The sequence below is a fragment of the Streptomyces sp. NPDC054783 genome (assembly GCF_053611725.1).
Genome location: NZ_JBSHAY010000031.1, coordinates 67,054 through 83,683 on the forward strand (window position 1 = coordinate 67,054; position 16,630 = coordinate 83,683).

The following is a 16,630-nucleotide window of genomic DNA, read 5'->3' on the forward strand; positions in this document are numbered from 1 at the left end:
TGCTCGAGGAGAGGTGCCATTTCGCTCGGGTCAGTTGGCCACGGCGCTCCCTACCGCAATCTCACGGAACCATGCCCCCTACGCCCCTGTCCGAGGTCAGGCGGGCAGGGCCGGCGGGCCCGTCCGGAGCCACCGCGCGTCCGGACTCAGGTGGCCTGCAGCTCCAGCAGCGACCCCACTAGCCGGTCCACCTCCTCCCTCGTGTTGTACAGCGCCAGCGACGCGCGGGCCGCCGAGTCGAGGCCGTAGTGGGCCAGGGCCGGCTGGGCGCAGTGGTGGCCGGCCCGGATGGCGATGCCTTCGTGGTCCAGCCAGTCGGCGATCTCGTTCGGAGTGTGGCCGGGCAGGGTGAAGGTCAGTACGCCGATCCGCTCGGCCGCCGGGCCCAGCAGTTCGAGGCCCGGGACCCTGGTCAGGGCCTCCTGCGCGTAGGCCATCAGCTGCGTCTCGTAGTCCGCCACCGCCGTGCGGTCGAAGGCTGTCAGCCAGTTGAGGGCGGACAGCAGTCCGGCCACGCCGGAGATGTGGCCGGTGCCGGCCTCGAAGCGGTGGGGTACCGGGGCGTAGGTGGTGCGGTCGAAGCTCACCGATTCGATCATGTTGCCGCCCGACTGCCACGGCGCCATGGTCTGGAGGATCTCCGGTTTTGCGTACAGGGCACCGATGCCCGTGGGGGCGTAGATCTTGTGGCCGGAGAAGGTGTAGAAGTCGGCGTCCAGGTCCTGTACGTCCACGGGAAAGTGCGCCACCGCCTGTGCCCCGTCCACCAGCACCTTCGCCTGATAGCGGTGTGCCAGCGCCGTCATCTCCCCCACCGGTGGCACAGTACCGAGGACGTTCGAGGCGTGGCTGATGACCACGAGCCGGGTCCGCATGGAGAGCAGATCGGCGTACGCCTCCTGGTCGATGCTGCCGTCCGGCCGCAGGGGTACGGGCACGACGCGCGCTCGTGTCTCCTTGGCGACCAGCTGCCAGGGCACGATGTTCGCGTGGTGTTCGAGCACCGGCACCAGGATGTCGTCTCCGGGGCCGAGGTTGGCGCGCCCCCAGCTCTGTGCGGCCAGGTTGATCGCCTCGGTCGTTCCCCGGGTGAAGACGATGCTCTCCGGCGAGGGCACGCCCAGGAACTGCGCGACCGCGGCCCGGCCCGTCTCGTACATCTCTGTCGCCTCGCGCGCCATGGTGTGTGCGCCCCGGTGGATGTTGGAGTTGGCGACGGCGTAGAACGCCGCCAGCGTCTCGATCACCTGCCGGGGCTTCTGCGTGGTGGCACCGTTGTCCAGCCAGATCAGCGGGCGGCCATTGACCGTCCGGTGCAGGATCGGTACGTCCCGGCGGGCGGCTTCGGGCGAGAAACCCTGGGAGGCGCCGAACGGGTGGGGAGCCATGGCCTGGCCCGTGAGCCCCGGAGACCCGGGCAACCCGGGGACTGCGGCGGCTTCGGGGCCAGTGGCGGTGGTGAGCCCGGGAACCGCGGTCAGGCCCGGAGAGGTCGGCGCCGTCAGACCGGTGAGCCCGGCAACGTCAGGAGTAGTCATGGTACTTGGACACCTCGACGTTCTGGAGCACCGCGAGCGCGTCCTCCACCAGTACCGCCGCGTTGAAGTACGCCGTCATCAGGTACGAGGTGATGCCCTTCTGGTCCACGCCCATGTCCTTCATGGCCAGGCCCGGCTCGACCTCGTCGGCCACCTTCGACGGCCGCAGGCCCACCACTCCCTGTTCCGCCTCGCCGAGCCGCATCAGCAGGATCTCGGTCGTACCCACGCCCGCGCCCCCGGAGAACCGCACCTTGTCCGACGGCAGCATGGGCACCCCGCGCCAGGTCAGCAGCGGACTGCCGAAGCGGTTCTCGATCACCGGGGGCACGCCCCGGCGCGTACATTCACGTCCGAACGCCGCGATCGCCTTCGGATGGGCGAGGAAGTACGCGGGCTGTTTCCACACCCGCGTCAGCAACTCGTCCAGGTCGTCGGGGGTGGGCGCGCCGGTGCGCGTCTGTACGCGCTGCCCGGTGGCGACGTTGTTGAAGAGCCCGAACTCCGGGTGGTACAGCATCGAGGCTTCCTGCCGCTCGCGCAGTGCGTGAACGGTGAGGTTCGCTTGGGCACGCGTCTGGTCGATCGGCCCGTTGTAGAGGTCGGAGACACGTGTGTGCACGCGCAGCACGGTCTGCGCGAGTGTCATGTGGTACTCGCGGGGCGCGTCCTCGTAGTCGACGAACGTCCCCGGCAGGTCCGGCTCGCCGACGTGCCCCGCGGTGAGGTCGACGGGGACCTCGGCGCCGGCCATGACGTCGGCGCCGGCGACGTACGCGTCCACCGCGCCGCGTAAGGTCTCGTCCCGCTCGCCGAGCCGTGCGAGCTCCGCGCGCTCCAGGCAGAGGGCGACGCCGGCGGTCAGCGCCTGCACCCGGTACGGCATGGCCTCGGCACGGGTCCACGCACCGAGGTCGAAGAACTGGCCGTCACCGATGACGTCGAGGAGCGCGTCCGCGCCGTACTGCCCGGTCGCGCGCTTCTCGGCGCGCCCGTGGACGATCACCCATAACCGGTCGGCCGGGGCGCTTTCCTGGGCCAGCACCTCGCCCGGCTCGAAGGACACCTGCGTGAACGCGCCGGCCAGTTCCTCCAGCAGCGTCTCGTCCGCCTCACGCAGGTACGGCAGTTCGCGGAGGTCACCTGCGATGACGTGCGGCGTGTCGTCGCCGGTGGTGCTGATGCGGTCGTCGCCGAGGACGTACGTACGGCGCCGGTTGACCCGGTAGACACCGGACTCGACGTCCACCCAGGGCAGTGCACGCAGCAGATAGCGCGGTGTGATGCCGCGCATCTGCGGTGTCGTCTTGGTCGTGTTGGCGAGTTGCCGTGCGGCATCCGGGCCGAGGCTCAACCGCTCGCTCATGGAGAACTCCTCGCAGGTAGGGCGTTGCAACGAGGAGGGATCGTCTGCCCGTCGACCGGTTCACCACAAGAGAGCATTTATCTGCTGATGGCAGGAATTGTGCTCCGTGCACAGATTCGAGGGCCGCACCCACGCCCGAGCGACCCCTGTCTCCGCAGGTCGCGACATGTGAGGGTCGCAGGGATTTTCTACCGGCACGGAGACGGCCACACATCCGAATCATCCATAGAGGGCCAAATTTCACCTCATATGAATGCTTTGCGAATCCCAAAGAAGCGATTATCGACCTCGGCCGATCGAAGTCGTGCATCAAGGGCCGACACCCAGGACGGTCGAGGCGTTGCAGCCGACAGAACGGGGGCTGCCCGGATCCCGGCAGCCGTTCGATGAATCCCCAAGGGCGGCCACCCCTGGCGGTGGCCGACCCGGTGGATCAGGTGGCTGTCAGAGACCGCGGTGGCGGCCTTGCGCAGGGGCCGGTGAGGTGGTGCAGGTGGGGTAACCGGCCGGGGCCGCCTTGTGCCGTGCGGGCGCTCTTCCCTGGCCACCCGACCGCCGCGGCGCCGGGAACCGTCCGCGTTCAGGGAACCGGGACCGCACCGCACGGCGCCCCCCTGCGTCCATAACCCGATGTTCTGGGCATCCGAGAGCTGTCCGTCGGGGCCGTCCGCCTCCACCCTTGGCCCAGGCCTGCTGTGCAATGTCACATCACATAGGAGCTCAATCGTGAGAGCACGACGATCCGGGATGGTCATGGTCGCCGCCCTCGGACTCGTCGCCGTCGCCGGCTGCGGGGGAGCCGGCGGGGGCGACGGCCAGGGCGGGCCCGCGAGCAAGGGGGGCACACTTCACGTGCTCTCCAGCACCGACCTGGAGCACCTCGATCCGGCCCGCAACTACGTCACCTCCTCCGAGGACGTCGGCCGGCTCATCTACCGGACGCTGACGACGTACGCCGCGGCGCCCGGCCCGGCCGGCGGAAGGATCGTGCCGGACCTGGCGACGGACACCGGACGCCCGAGCGCCGATGGCCGCACCTGGACCTTCACGCTCAAGGCGGGGGTGAAGTTCGAGGACGGGCGGGCCATCACCAGCCGGGACATCAAGTACGGGGTCGAGCGGACGTTCGCCGCGGAACTCCCCGAAGGGCCGCCGTACGCGCGGATGTGGCTTGCCGGGGGCCGGAGTTACAAGGGCCCCTACGAGGACAAGCACGGGCTCGCCTCGATCGAGACCCCGGACGACAGGACGATCGTCTTCAAGCTCAACCGGCCGGTGGCCGACTTCGGTTCGGCGGTGTCGCTGCCGGCCTTCGCCCCGGTTCCGCAGGACAAGGACACCGGAGTCCGTTACGACAGCAGGCCCTTCTCCTCCGGTCCGTACAAGATCGGGACCTTCGAACCCAAGAAGCGGCTCACGCTGGTCCGCAACACCCACTGGAGCCCGGCCACCGACACAGTGCGCAAAGGTCTGCCCGACGAGATCGTGATCGATCTCGACCTCGACCCGGCCGTCGTCGACCAGCGGCTCATCGCCGCTCAGGGACAGGACGCGGACGCCGTCGCCTTCGCGCCGGTCGGACCGGCCTCCGTCGGACCGGTGATGGCCAACCCCGCGGCGCGCAAACGGCTGGTCACCGGCGAGTCGATCAATACGCGCTATCTGAGCATCAACACCCGCCACAAGCCGCTCGACGACGTCCGGGTGCGGCAGGCGATCGCCTACGCGCTGGACAAGGACGCGCTGCGCACGGCCCGGGGCGGCCCGATCGCCGGCAAGCTGGCGACCACTCTGCTACCGCCGTCGCTGCCGGGCGCCGTCCCCGACGATCCGTTCCCGAGCCCGGGCGGCAAGGGCGATCCGGCCAGGGCCAAGGCGCTGCTGGCCCAGGCGGGCCACGCCTCGGGCCTGACCCTCACGCTCGACACACCGGCCACCGCGGGCGGCCAGGCGCAGGGCGAGGCCGTGCAGGCGTCCCTGGCCAAGGCCGGGATCAAGGTGAACATCAACGCGATCAGTTCGTCGGCGTTCTACAGCACGGTCGGGAACACCTCCCAGGAACACGACCTGGTGATCGACGGCTGGACGCCCGACTGGCCCGGTGCCTCCACCTACCTGCCCCTCGTCTTCGACGGCCGGCTGATCACCCCCGAGGGCAACAACAACCACGCCCAGTACAACTCCCCCGCCGTCAACGCCCGCATCGACGCGATCGCCAGGATGAAGGATCCAGCGGCCGCCGCGACGGCGTACGGCGAACTGGCCCGGCAGATCATGCACGACGCTCCGGTCGTACCGTTCCTGTGGGACAAGGCGGCCGTCCTAACCGGGCCTCATGTCACCGGCGCCTATGGGCACATCGCCTACGTCGGCGAGCTGGATCTGGTCTCCCTGGGACTGAGCAAGTGACCGCCACGCTCCCCGCCCCGGTACCGTCCGACGCGGCGCATCGCGTCGTACCCCACGAGACCTCCCTGTTGCGCCGGCTGCTGGCCCAGCGGTCCGCCACGGTCGCGCTGACGGTGGTCGTGCTCCTGGTGCTGATCGCCCTCGCGGCCCCGCTGATCGCCTGGTCGGCCGGCACGTCCCCGACCGACTTCCATTCCGAAGCGGTGGACCCGGCGCTCGGCGGACTGCCGCGCGGCACCGGAGGCGGGATCAGCGCCGCACACTGGCTGGGCGTCGAGCCCGGCAGCGGCCGGGACATCCTCGCCCGTGTCGTCTACGGCGCCCGGGTCTCGCTGCTGATCGCCCTGCTCGCCACCGCTGTGTCGGTGGCTCTCGGTACGGCGCTGGGGCTGGCCGCCGGGTTCTTCGGTGGCTGGACCGACGCCGTCGTCGGCAGGCTGATGGACCTGCTCATGTCCTTTCCCGCGCTCATCTTCATGATCGCGCTGATCTCCGCGGCGCCAGGTGTGAACCGGCAGTTGCTGCTGGTCGTCGTGCTCGGCTTCTTCGGGTGGCCGTACGTCGGGCGGATCGTGCGCGGGCAGGCGATGGTGCTGGCCCGCGGCGAGTTCGTGGCCGCGGCCCGGGTGCTCGGTGCCTCCCGGCGCGCCCTGCTGGTGCGGGAGGTGCTGCCCAACCTGAGCGGGCCGATCCTCGTGGTGGCGACCATGTCGATCCCCGGCTACGTCGCCACCGAGGCGGGCCTGTCCTTCCTCGGCATCGGAGTGCGCCCGCCGACCCCCTCCTGGGGCCAGATGATCGCCTCCGCTGTGCCGTGGTACGCCGCCGACCCCGTCTACTTCCTCGTCCCGGGCGTCTTCCTGTTCGTCACCGTGCTCGCCTTCAACGTGCTGGGCGACGCGGTACGGGACGCACTCGACCCGCGGAGGCGCCGCCGATGATCCTCTATGTCCTGCGCAGACTGGCCGCGACGGCGGCGATCCTGCTGGTGATCTGCGCGGCCACCTTCGCGATCTTCTATCTGATGCCCGCCGACCCGGCGCAGGGCGCCTGCGGCAAGGCGTGCAGCCCGGAGCGGATCGCCGAGATCCGTACCACGCTCGGCCTGAACCACCCGGTGCTCGTGCAGTTCCGCGACTATCTCGTCGGTATCGTGGCCGGCCGCGGATACGGCACGGGTGCGCATGCCGTGAACTGTCCCGCCCCGTGCCTGGGGTTCAGCTTCCAGACCGATCAGCCGGTGTGGCGGATGCTCACGGACCGGCTGCCGGTCAGCATCTCGATCGCCATGGGCGCGGCGGCGTTGTGGCTGGTCGTCGGTGTCACAGCGGGTGTGATCTCGGCTCTGCGCCGAGGCAGCCTGTGGGACCGGGCGGCGATGACGGCGGCGCTGGGCGGTGTCTCGCTGCCGGTGTACTTCACCGCCCTGGTGCTGCAGTACCTGCTCGTCGTCAAGCTCGGTCTGCTGCCCTATCCGCAGGCGATACCGCTCACCGCGGACCCGGTCGGCTGGGTGGAGTCCATGGTCATGCCGTGGATCACGCTGGCGATGCTCTACGCCGGCATCTATGCCCGGATCACCCGCGGCGAGATGCTCGACAGTCTCGGCCAGAACTACGTCCGCACCGCCCGGGCCAAGGGCCTGCCCGAGCCGACCGTGCTGCGCCGGCATGCGCTGCGGCCGGCGCTGATGCCCATCGTGACGATCTTCGGGATGGACCTCGGTGCGCTGCTCGGCGGCGCCCTCATCACCGAGTCGGTCTTCGGACTGCCCGGCGTGGGCAAGCTCGCGGCCGACGCGATCAACAGCGCCGATCAGCCGGTGATCCTCGGGGTGACGCTCTTCGCCGCGGCGTTCGTCGTGCTCGCCAACGTCGCGGTGGACCTGGTCTACGCGCTCCTGGACCCGAGAGTGAGGGCCGTGGGATGACCCTGCTGACCGTACGTGATCTGACCGTGGACTTCGCGGGCGGCGTGCGCGCCGTCGACGGACTCGATCTGGACCTGGCCGCGGGAGCGGTGCTCGGCGTGGTGGGCGAGTCCGGCAGCGGCAAGTCCGTGTCCAGCCTGGCCGTCATGGGACTGCTGCCCGATGCCCGGGTCACGGGTGAAGTCCGGTTCGACGGGCAGCGGTTGACCGGCCTGGACCGGCGGGCGCTGCGCCGGCTGCGCGGCGACCGGATCGCGATGATCTTCCAGGATCCGCTGTCCTGCCTGAACCCCTACTACCCGGTGGGCTTCCAGATCGCCGAGGCCTTCCGTGCGCACCGCCGGGCCGGACGTCGCGAGGGGCACCGCGTCGCGGTGCGGATGCTGGACCGGGTCGGCATCCCCGAGCCCGAGCGGCGCGCCCGCGCGTATCCCCACGAGTTCTCCGGCGGCATGCGCCAGCGCGTGATGATCGCGATGGCCCTGTGTCTGGAGCCCGACCTGCTCATCGCCGACGAACCGACGACCGCGCTCGACGTGACCGTGCAGGCCCAGATCCTGGAATTGCTGCGGGAGTTGCGGGAGCGGTCCGGCACCGCCGTCATGCTCATCACCCATGACATGGGCGTGGTCGCCGGACTGGCCGACGAGGTCGTCGTGATGTACGGCGGCCGAGCGGTCGAGCGGGGCACGGTCCGCGAGGTGTTCTACCGGCCGCGCGACGTCTACACCAAGGGCCTGCTCGCCTGTGTTCCCCGGGTCGATGGGCCGCTGCCCGACCGGTTGCCCACGTTGTCGGCACCGGAGGTGACAGCGTGAACGCCCCCTTGCTTCAGGCGCGCGACCTGGTCAAGCGGTTCCCCGTACGGCACGGCCTGACCCGGCGGCTCGCCGGACACGTCAGGGCGGTCGACGGTGTGTCACTGCGGGTGGACGCGGGCGAAACACTGGGGCTGGTCGGCGAGTCCGGCTGCGGCAAGTCCACGGTCGCCCGGCTGCTGACCCGGCTGATCGAGCCGACGTCGGGCACGGTCTCGGTGTCCGGACGGGAACTGACCACGCCGGGCGAGCAGTTGACACGGCCCGTACGCCGCGACCTGCAGATGATCTTCCAGGATCCGTTCTCCTCGCTCAACCCCCGCCAGACCGTCCGGCAGATCCTGACCGCCCCGTACCGCTACCAGGGACTGACCGCCGACGAACCGGTGGAACAGTTGCTGGAGCGGGTGGGCCTCAGGCCGGAGCACGCCGCCCGCTACCCCCACGAGTTCTCCGGCGGCCAGGCGCAGCGCATCGGGATCGCCCGGGCGCTGGCGCTACGGCCGAAACTGGTGGTGTGCGACGAGCCCGTCTCGGCGCTCGACGTGTCGGTCCAGGCACAGATCCTCAACCTGCTCAAGGACCTGCAGCAGGAGTACGGCCTCGCCTACGTGTTCATCGCGCACGACCTCGGCGCGGTCCGCCAGATCAGCACGCGCGTCGCCGTGATGTACCTGGGTACGGTCGTGGAGACGGCCGACCGGGACACGCTCTACGGCCGCGCCGCGCATCCGTACACCCACGCCCTGCTCTCCGCCGTACCGCTGCCCGACCCTGATGCCGAGCGGGCCCGCGAGCGGATCGTTCTCCGCGGCGACCTGCCCAGTCCCCTCGATCCGCCCAGCGGCTGCCCGTTCCGCACCCGTTGTCCCCGGGCGGCCGACCGCTGCGCCGCCGAGCGGCCCGTGCTGCGCGCGATCGCCTCGGGCCACGAGGTCGCCTGCCACTACCCCGAGCCGCTGGCCCAGCCACCGTCCGTGTCGTTCACCGAGAAGTCGTGCACCGACGTGTCGTGCACCGAGGAAAGGACCTCATGAGCCGTAGCTACCGCCTGCCCGGTCTCGCCGTGACCGACCACTCCTTCACCGTGCCGCTCGACCACACCGCCCCCACGGGACCCTCGATCCAGGTGTTCGCCCGGGAACTGTCCGACCCGGCCCGCGCCGGCGAGCGGCTGCCCTGGCTGCTGTTCCTGCAGGGCGGGCCCGGAGGCAAGTCGCCCCGGCCGCTGAACGCCACCGCCGGGTGGCTCGCCCGTGCCCTCAGGACCCACCGGGTGCTGCTGCTGGACCAACGCGGCACCGGCCGCAGCACCCCGGTCACGGCCCGGTCGGCCGGGCGGTTCTCCGATGCCGGGGAACTGGCCGGCCATCTCGCCCTCTTCCGCGCGGACTCGATCGTCGCCGACGCGGAGCTGATCCGGCATCAGCTGTGCGGCGACGAGCCATGGGAGACGCTCGGCCAGAGCTACGGCGGCTTCATCACCCTGACCTACCTGTCCCAGGCACCCGAAGGACTCCGTGCCTGCTACATCACCGGCGGCCTCTCCGGCCTGGACGCCACCGCCGACGACGTCTACGCCGCCACGTATCCGCGGGTCAGGGAGAAGGTGACCGCGTTCTACGCCCGTTACCCCGGTGACCTCGATCTGGTCCGGCGCATCGCCGGCCTGCTCGATCGCCGGACTGTGCTGCTGCCCGACGGGGACCGGCTCACCGTCCGGCGGCTGCGCACCCTCGGCCTGATGCTGGGCATGGGCGACGGAGCAGCGCGCCTGCACTGGCTGCTGGACGAAGCCCTCGGCGCCGACGGCGAACCCTCGGCGACCTTCCTGCAGCAGGTGATGAACCTGACCGGGCTCATCGAGAACCCGCTCTTCGCCGTGCTCCAGGAAGCCTGCTTCGCGCAGGATGGCAAGCCCACCGACTGGGCCGCCGCCCGAGCGATCGCCGGACGCCCGGAGTTCGCGGAGGACACCGACCCGCTGCTGCTGACCGGCGAGATGTTCTATCCCTGGATGTTCGAGGAGATCGCCGGGCTGCGGCCGTTCCGCGACGCGGTCCAGCTGCTGGCCCGGAGGGCCGACTGGCCCGAGCTGTACTCCCCGTCGCGCCTGGCGGCCAACCAGGTGCCGGTGGCCGCCGCCATCTACCACGACGACATGTACGTGCCCACCGAGCTGTCCCTCCCGACCGCGCACTCGGTCGGCGCGCTACGCGCCTGGGTCACCAACGAGTGGGAGCACGACGGGGTGAGCGCGTCCGGCGAAGTCGTGCTGTCCCGCCTGATGGCCATGGTCACCGGACGCGCCTGACGTCCCCGCACCGACCCGAAGGAGAGACGAGGAGACATGTCCGGATCCCCCCACAGGCTCAGGGCTTTTGCCGCGGGTGCCGCCGCGACGGCGTTCTTGTCGCTCGGCGCCGCCGCTCCGACCCCGACCGCCGCCCAGGCCGCAACCGCCGCTCCGGCGCGCAGCGCGGCTCCGGCCACCGACTGCGCCCTGCCCGGCCGGACCGGCTGGACGGACGAGGGCCACACCACCGACTACACCACCCAGTTCCAGCGCCCCCTCGGCACCAGGCACGTGCTCATGCTGTTCGTCGACTTCCCCGACGCCCAGGCCGCGGGCCCGACCTCCGACTACTACCGGCAACTCGCCCCCGCCGCCGACTGGATGAAGCGCGACTCCTACGGGCGGAGCACGCTGGACATCACCCCGCTCAACCGGTGGATACGGATGCCGCAGGACTCCACCAGCTACGGCTTCCAGCGCGGGATCACCTTCGAGCAGCACGAGGCGTACGTCCGGCAGGCGGTGGCGGCCGCCGACTTGTACGCCGACTTCTCCCGCTACGACATGATCTACATCGTCCCGGCCAAGTCCGCCGCCGCGATCAGCTTCTCGCCGACGTACCTGTACGACCCCACCACGGCGGGCATCACCGCCGACGGCACGCGCATCAAGTGGGCCGTGACGTTCGGGCAGGACATGTGGCACTGGGGCTTCAAGGTCGCCGACCACGAGACCAGCCACACCTTCGGCCTACCCGACCTCTACGCGTTCACCGACGCCGACTACCACCGCTTCGTCGGCGGCTGGGACTTGATGGGCGACATCGCCGGCGCCGCCCCGCAGCACATCGGCTGGGAGCGGTGGAAGTTCGGCTGGATCGACGACCGCCAGGTCGCCTGTCTGGCGGAGAGTGGAAGCCGCACGGTCCGCCTGACGGCTGTGGAAAGTCCCGGCAGTACGAAGATCGCGGTGATCCGTACCGGCGAGACCACCGCCTACGTCGCCGAGTCCCGCAGGGCCATCGGCGAGGACGACCATGCCTGCTCCACCGGCGTGCTCATCTACCAGGTAGACACCTCCGCCCAGACCGGCTACGGCCCGGTCCGGATCGTGAACGGCAACCCCGGCGCCATCCCGCCGACGGGCTGCCGGGCACTGGACATGGCGGCGTTCCACTCCGGCCAGTCCTTCTCCGACCCTGCCACGGGTGTCCGGATCCACGTCGACGACAGCACCCCTCTCCATGACACGGTCTCGCTCTGGTTACGTGCGTGACTGCGGGAGTCGTTTCGAGGTGACTGTGGGAGTCACCATCCGACCGAGTTTGCGACGTCAGTTTGTTTTGACGTCACGTGGGGGCTTGCGGTGGGACCGTGAGGTGTACGCCTCCCGCTGGGGGCCTCATGGGGAACTCGCAGTCCAAGGTCGCGTTGTATGCGGCGATCCGCCGGGATCACCGGTTGGGCATGTCGTTGCGGGCGCTTCAGCGCACGCACAACGTGACCTGGAGGACGGTCCGGCGAGCTCTGGACGGCCAGTGGCCCGAGCCACGGAAGAAGCAGCGGCGCAAGGAGTCCCGGCTCGACCCCTACAAGCCGCTGATCGACGGGATGCTGCCGGCTGATCTGGACGCTCCGCCCAAGCAGCGGCACACCGCCCAGCGGATCTACGACCGGCTGGTCGAAGGCCATGAGGCCGATGACATCTCGTACTCCATGGTCCGCGTCCATGTGAACGACCGCCGCGAGGAGATCCGCCGACAGGCCGGAGTGGGCCCGGAGGCGATGTTCGTGCCGCAGACACACCTGCCCGGAGCTGAGGCTGAGCTCGACTTCGGCGACGTGCACGTGATGCTCGCGGGCAGGATGACCAAGGTCTTCCTGTTCTCGTTGCGGCTGTCCTACTCCGGCAAGGCGGTGCACCGGGTGTTCGCCTCCTGCGGTCAGGAGGCGTTCTTCGAAGGACATCACGCCTTCCGTGTGCTGGGCGGCGTCCCTCGCGGTCGGATCCGTTACGACAATCTGCGGGCCGCGGTCGAACGGGTGCTGGACCTGGGCCGGGCCCGGGTGGAGAACGACCGCTGGACGGCTTTTCGTTCGCACTGGGGCATCGATGCCTTCTACTGCCGTCCCGGCATCGAGGGCGCCCACGAGAAGGGCGGTGTCGAGGGCCAGATCGGCTACTACCGCCAAGGCCCAAGCCGAACAAGCCCAGGTCAGCTGACGGGGCGCCACACGGGAGGAGCCGCCTGACAAGCAGCCGAACCAGCGGGCTGTCCAGGAGCCTCCATGACGCTGAACCTGCGACGCGGGTCAAGCTACGAGCAGGCGGAGGCCGAGATCTGCCGCGTCGAGGTCGGCGAGGTCGCTGTTGCGCTCGACCCACCGGCCGGAGTCGAGGTCGTCACCGAGGCTTCGCACCGCCCGCTGCTCGGCCTCCGGACCGACCCTCGTCCACACTGACATCGCACGGCGCACGTGATCCTCCAGATACGCTCCCGGGCGGCGCCAGTACGCCTCGAACAGGCCGTCAGCGCAGTCCCACGGGATGAGCACCGGCTCAGCGCGGGCGCCGATCGCGTCGGCCATCCCCGCAAGCGAGGGAAACTCTGCGAGGACGGCGGCGAACTCAGGCAGGTAGTCGCGGGTAAGCCAGAACCGGTCCTGCCATCCGGGCTCGTCCGTGTCGAACGTGAGCACCACCACGCGACGGGCCACGCGCCGCATCTCGCGCAGCCCCGCTATCGGGTCCCCCCAGTGGTGAACGGTGGAGACGGCCATCGCGACGTCGAAGGAGTCGTCCTCGAACGGCAGGCTCTCCGCGGCGGCGGCCACGCACGGCGCCGAGCCGGCAGGCCGCTGCCCCCGCATGACCGCCGATGGTTCCACCGCGGTCACGTCGCGATCAGCAGGCTCATAGGAGCCGGTGCCTGCCCCGACGTTCAGCACCGTCTGCGCGTCCCCGAGCGCGTCCCAGATCTGCGCGGCGATCCGCGGCTCAGTACGCCGTGTCGCGGGGTAAGCGCCGCCGATCGCGTCGTACAGCCGTGCACCGAGCATCTCCAGTTGCTCCTCCGGTGTCACCATCAGTCCCCTCGCCCGTGCCTCAAGTTCTCTGTCGATGGCCGCCACCATGGCATCAGCGCGATCACGCCGCTCCAGCAGCAAGCCGCGCAGTCGGCGCAGGTGCGCAACCGCGTCGGTCGACGAGTCGCCGACCAGTTCCGCAATCTCTCGCAGCCCGAAGCCCAACCGCCGGTAGGCCAGCACCTCCCGCAGCCGCTCCACGTCGCCCGCCGAATAGGCCCGGTACCCGGCCGCGGTCCGCGCCGAAGGACGCACGAGCCTGATCTCGTCGTAGTGATGCAGCGTGCGGACGCTCACGCCGGCCAGCTCGGCCACGCGTCCCACGGTCCAGTGATCCTCCACGGCACCGACTTTGCAGCCTGACGTCACGTGAGGGTCAAGAGCCTCACTCATGGCAGCAAGAGCCGAACGCGAAGCAGTGGTCCGAGGCGACTCCTGCAAGCCAGGGCGATGGTCTGGTTCAGAGAGGCCTGGAAGCGGACAGAGCGGCTCCGCAGCGGCCGAGTGACATCAAAAGTCAACGACATTGATCGCGATACCCGCCCCAGAATGACTCCCGAAGTCGCTCCGAAATGACTCCCTCGAAAACTGGCACAGCCACTCGCTCACCAAGCAGTGAGACCACCGGCTCACTACGACAACCGCAGGGACTCCGGATGGCGCCGCAGCCATCGCGCGAACGCCGGTGCGGCGGCGCAGGTGGCGAGGTATCCCTCGGCCACTCTGCCGACGAGCGCGTCGCCGTGTGCGGCCAACGGCCCGTCGCAGCGCCAGCCGAGTACATGGCGGTACCAGAGCGGATTGCCGGAGAGAGGGCGCACCGCGACGCCGGGCACCTCGATGAACGTCGCCTGGCAGAGGCTGACGGCCAGACCCGCCCGTACCACGTCGATCAGCTGCCTGCCTTCGGCCTCGTAGGGGGCGTGCGGCTGACGGCCCGTCCGGGAGAAGACGGACGCCCAGTACTCCCGGGTGCGATCGCTGTCGGGATGGGGCAGGGCCCAGTCCTCGCCGATGAGTTCCTCCAGGCTCACCTCTTCGCGTGCAGCCAACCGATGGGCGGACGGCAGCAGGGCGAAGACGGGCTCGGTGACGACCGGGCGCTGGAGCACTCCCTCGCGCGGCGGGAGTTCATGGCCGGGGTTGTCGCCGAGGACCGCGACCTCCAGGCGGCCTGCCGCAAGGTCGTCCAGTAAGGGCGTCGGGGAGTACTGGCATCTGGTCGTCACCTCCGCGCCGGGGATCAACTCCCTTGTGGCCACGACGAGATCGGCAAGCAGGGGCGCACCCACCGATCCGAGGCGTACCCGGCCCGGGGTGGTTCCGCAGCGGGCGGCGCGGGCGGTGTCGGAGAGCAGACCGTCGATGCCCGGCAGGATCGCCCGCGCCCGGGGCAGTACCAGCTCGCCCAGGGCGGTGGGTACGGCGCCGGCCTGCCCCCGGTCGAAGATCGGTCCGCCCAGCATGGCTTCGATGCGCCGCAGTTGGGCGCTGAGCCCCGGTTGGGTCATGCGCAGCGACGCGGCGGCACGGGTCAGACTTCCGGCCTCCGCGATCGCGCAGATCACTCGCAAGTGCCGTACCTCTAGATTCATGGCGCGGATGGTAAGGAGCGGCGGGGGGCTTTCGGCAGGGGGCGGACCCAGCGCGGCCTCATATGAAATGTCACATGCCATGCAAGAGTTATGGCCTGCGGAGATCAGCCACAGCCCCCCTGCTGTGTCCCTCACGTATGTGGATCCGCATCGGCGAGGAGGCCGTACATCTCCCCACCGGGCCGGACGGCCAGGTCACCGGGGCGGATCGGCAGCGTACGGCGTCGGGGCGGGGGTGCACCGACCGGTGGCCGACCCTGGGCGCTGTCTCTGGAGGACCGCATACTGCTGGTGGCCGCGTCCTGGCGGACGAACCTCCCGATGCGGCAGCTCGGTCCCCTGTTCGGGATCGCCAAGTCGGCTGCGGACCGGGGGATCGACCACATCGCTCCGCTTCTGGCACTGGCCCCCGTGCGGGGCCGGCACCCGGCCGACACAGTCCTGATCGTGGACGGCACTCTGGTCCCGAACCGCGACAGGAGCGTGGCCGCCTCCAGCAAGAACTACCGCTGTTCGACCAACCACCAGGTGGTCATCGACGCCAACATCCGCCTGGCCATAGCCGCCGGACGGCCACTTCCCGGCAACCGCCACGACGCCCGTGCCCACCGGGAGTCCGGCGTCGACCGCGCGGTGCAGAACGCACCTGTCCTCGGCGACGGCGGCTATCGCGGTACACCTGCCCTCATCCCGCACTGGCCGCGCAAAGACAGACCCCTCACATCTCAACAGCAAGCCGAAAACTCGGCAAGGTGGTCATTTGAGAGGTGCCGCCACCAGACGACTGAATCCGCCGGCTGACTGGCGTGTCTGGGCAGGCGGGGCGAACCGCTCGGAGGAAGGTGGCCGGTGCTGTCGCCATTGAGGAGGAATCGTGAAGCGTCGCGTCTTCGCCGCCTTGGCCGTCGCCCTCGCCGGATTGATGCTGTCCGCCGTAGCGGCCGCAGCTGGGGACCGCCACGGCGGCATCGGCAGCGACGACTGGAACGTCCCGCTCACCAACATCGGCCTGCTGTAACGCCGATTTCGACGTCGTGGAGCGCTCAGCCGTCATGCCCGGTTCGGCCGATCAGCGTGCCCAGTCCCTCTCGGGGAGGGAGGCGGAGGCAGGTGAGCGCGGAGCAAGAGCTCCCGTGTCTCGACGCACTGCGTTCCGCCCGCCGCGTCGTCGCCGAGCACTCCGCCCGCAGCCGACCCTGATCGCCCTGTGGTCGCAGGCGAGGAGAGACACGAGCGGGAGCTCCGCCAGGGCGGGAAGCGGCGGCCGCCGGCACCGGAGTGGCTGATCGAGTACGGCCTGAACCGCGCCGGCATCGATGCGGTCCACGTCGGTGGCTGCTGGGCGGCGAAGGCGAGCGGCCGGTGCCGCCCGGCGACCCGCGAGCAGGCCACGGACGCGCTCCGACGGCAGGTGCCGCCAGTGCGCGCACTGCCGGCCGGACACCGGGCTCGGCAGCCCAGAGCGACCCTCAGGGCCTCGCCATGACGACCTTGGCACTCGAGTGCAGGTGACACAGCAACGCGGGCGAGTTCCGCTCGACCACCTCGCTCGACACGCGAACGGCATGCCGCAAGATCACACCGAACCGAAT

General features: G+C 70.1%; 14 protein-coding genes and 1 pseudogene. 11 read left to right on the forward strand and 4 right to left on the reverse strand.

Annotated features, from left to right (window positions below; genetic code table 11):
- Positions 1–146: 146 nt before the first annotated feature.
- Both ACWGJ5_RS36915 and ACWGJ5_RS36920 read right to left on the reverse strand, forming a co-directional pair.
- Positions 147–1,538 (reverse strand): SufS family cysteine desulfurase, encoded by a 1,392-nt coding sequence (locus ACWGJ5_RS36915; RefSeq protein ID WP_453313995.1) that lies wholly within the window; start codon positions 1,536–1,538, stop codon positions 147–149.
- On the reverse strand, positions 1,525–2,904 hold the full coding sequence (locus ACWGJ5_RS36920; RefSeq protein ID WP_453313996.1) for a family 2B encapsulin nanocompartment shell protein: 1,380 nt from the start codon (positions 2,902–2,904) through the stop codon (positions 1,525–1,527). The genes ACWGJ5_RS36915 and ACWGJ5_RS36920 overlap by 14 nt, the downstream gene beginning before the upstream one ends.
- A 726-nt stretch (positions 2,905–3,630) precedes the next feature.
- Here ACWGJ5_RS36920 and ACWGJ5_RS36925 point away from each other — a divergent pair.
- The 8 genes from ACWGJ5_RS36925 (at position 3,631) to istA (ending at position 12,609) form a co-directional block, all read left to right on the forward strand.
- Positions 3,631–5,313, forward strand: a complete 1,683-nt coding sequence (locus ACWGJ5_RS36925) for an ABC transporter substrate-binding protein (RefSeq protein WP_453313997.1) — start codon at positions 3,631–3,633, stop codon at positions 5,311–5,313.
- On the forward strand, positions 5,310–6,254 hold the full coding sequence (locus ACWGJ5_RS36930; protein ID WP_453313998.1) for an ABC transporter permease: 945 nt from the start codon (positions 5,310–5,312) through the stop codon (positions 6,252–6,254). Before ACWGJ5_RS36925 ends, ACWGJ5_RS36930 begins: the two co-directional genes overlap by 4 nt.
- A complete protein-coding gene (locus ACWGJ5_RS36935) occupies positions 6,251–7,243 on the forward strand; it encodes an ABC transporter permease (RefSeq protein ID WP_453313999.1) in 993 nt (330 codons plus the stop codon). Before ACWGJ5_RS36930 ends, ACWGJ5_RS36935 begins: the two co-directional genes overlap by 4 nt.
- Positions 7,240–8,061: an ABC transporter ATP-binding protein gene (locus ACWGJ5_RS36940; RefSeq protein ID WP_453314000.1), complete on the forward strand. Its 822-nt coding sequence runs from the start codon at positions 7,240–7,242 to the stop codon at positions 8,059–8,061. The genes ACWGJ5_RS36935 and ACWGJ5_RS36940 overlap by 4 nt, the downstream gene beginning before the upstream one ends.
- The gene (locus ACWGJ5_RS36945) at positions 8,058–9,098 is read left to right on the forward strand and encodes an ABC transporter ATP-binding protein (protein WP_453314001.1); all 1,041 of its coding nucleotides are present in this window, start codon (positions 8,058–8,060) and stop codon (positions 9,096–9,098) included. The genes ACWGJ5_RS36940 and ACWGJ5_RS36945 overlap by 4 nt, the downstream gene beginning before the upstream one ends.
- On the forward strand, positions 9,095–10,375 hold the full coding sequence (locus ACWGJ5_RS36950) for an alpha/beta fold hydrolase (protein ID WP_453314002.1): 1,281 nt from the start codon (positions 9,095–9,097) through the stop codon (positions 10,373–10,375). The genes ACWGJ5_RS36945 and ACWGJ5_RS36950 overlap by 4 nt, the downstream gene beginning before the upstream one ends.
- A 36-nt stretch (positions 10,376–10,411) precedes the next feature.
- Complete coding sequence (locus ACWGJ5_RS36955) at positions 10,412–11,632, forward strand: M6 family metalloprotease domain-containing protein (RefSeq protein WP_453314003.1); 1,221 nt, start codon at positions 10,412–10,414, stop codon at positions 11,630–11,632.
- Positions 11,633–11,760: 128 nt separating this feature from the next.
- Positions 11,761–12,609 carry an IS21 family transposase gene (gene istA, locus ACWGJ5_RS36960; RefSeq protein WP_453314004.1) on the forward strand — a complete coding sequence of 283 codons (849 nt, stop codon included), beginning with the start codon at positions 11,761–11,763 and terminating at the stop codon, positions 12,607–12,609.
- Between the two features lie 60 nt (positions 12,610–12,669).
- On the opposite strand, the gene ACWGJ5_RS36965 is transcribed toward istA, so the two are convergent.
- Both ACWGJ5_RS36965 and ACWGJ5_RS36970 read right to left on the reverse strand, forming a co-directional pair.
- The gene (locus ACWGJ5_RS36965) at positions 12,670–13,767 is read right to left on the reverse strand and encodes a MerR family transcriptional regulator (protein ID WP_453314032.1); all 1,098 of its coding nucleotides are present in this window, start codon (positions 13,765–13,767) and stop codon (positions 12,670–12,672) included.
- Positions 13,768–14,075: 308 nt separating this feature from the next.
- Positions 14,076–15,038: a LysR family transcriptional regulator gene (locus ACWGJ5_RS36970; protein ID WP_453314005.1), complete on the reverse strand. Its 963-nt coding sequence runs from the start codon at positions 15,036–15,038 to the stop codon at positions 14,076–14,078.
- A gap of 90 nt (positions 15,039–15,128) precedes the next feature.
- Between ACWGJ5_RS36970 and ACWGJ5_RS36975 the strand changes: the two are divergent.
- The 3 genes and pseudogenes from ACWGJ5_RS36975 to ACWGJ5_RS36985 all read left to right on the forward strand — a co-directional run.
- A pseudogene (locus ACWGJ5_RS36975) lies at positions 15,129–15,785 on the forward strand (transposase family protein); the annotation flags it as partial.
- A gap of 127 nt (positions 15,786–15,912) precedes the next feature.
- Complete coding sequence (locus tag ACWGJ5_RS36980; RefSeq protein ID WP_453314006.1) at positions 15,913–16,056, forward strand: hypothetical protein; 144 nt, start codon at positions 15,913–15,915, stop codon at positions 16,054–16,056.
- A 189-nt stretch (positions 16,057–16,245) separates the two neighbouring features.
- A complete protein-coding gene (locus ACWGJ5_RS36985; protein ID WP_453314007.1) occupies positions 16,246–16,524 on the forward strand; it encodes a DUF6233 domain-containing protein in 279 nt (92 codons plus the stop codon).
- Positions 16,525–16,630 lie beyond the last annotated feature (106 nt).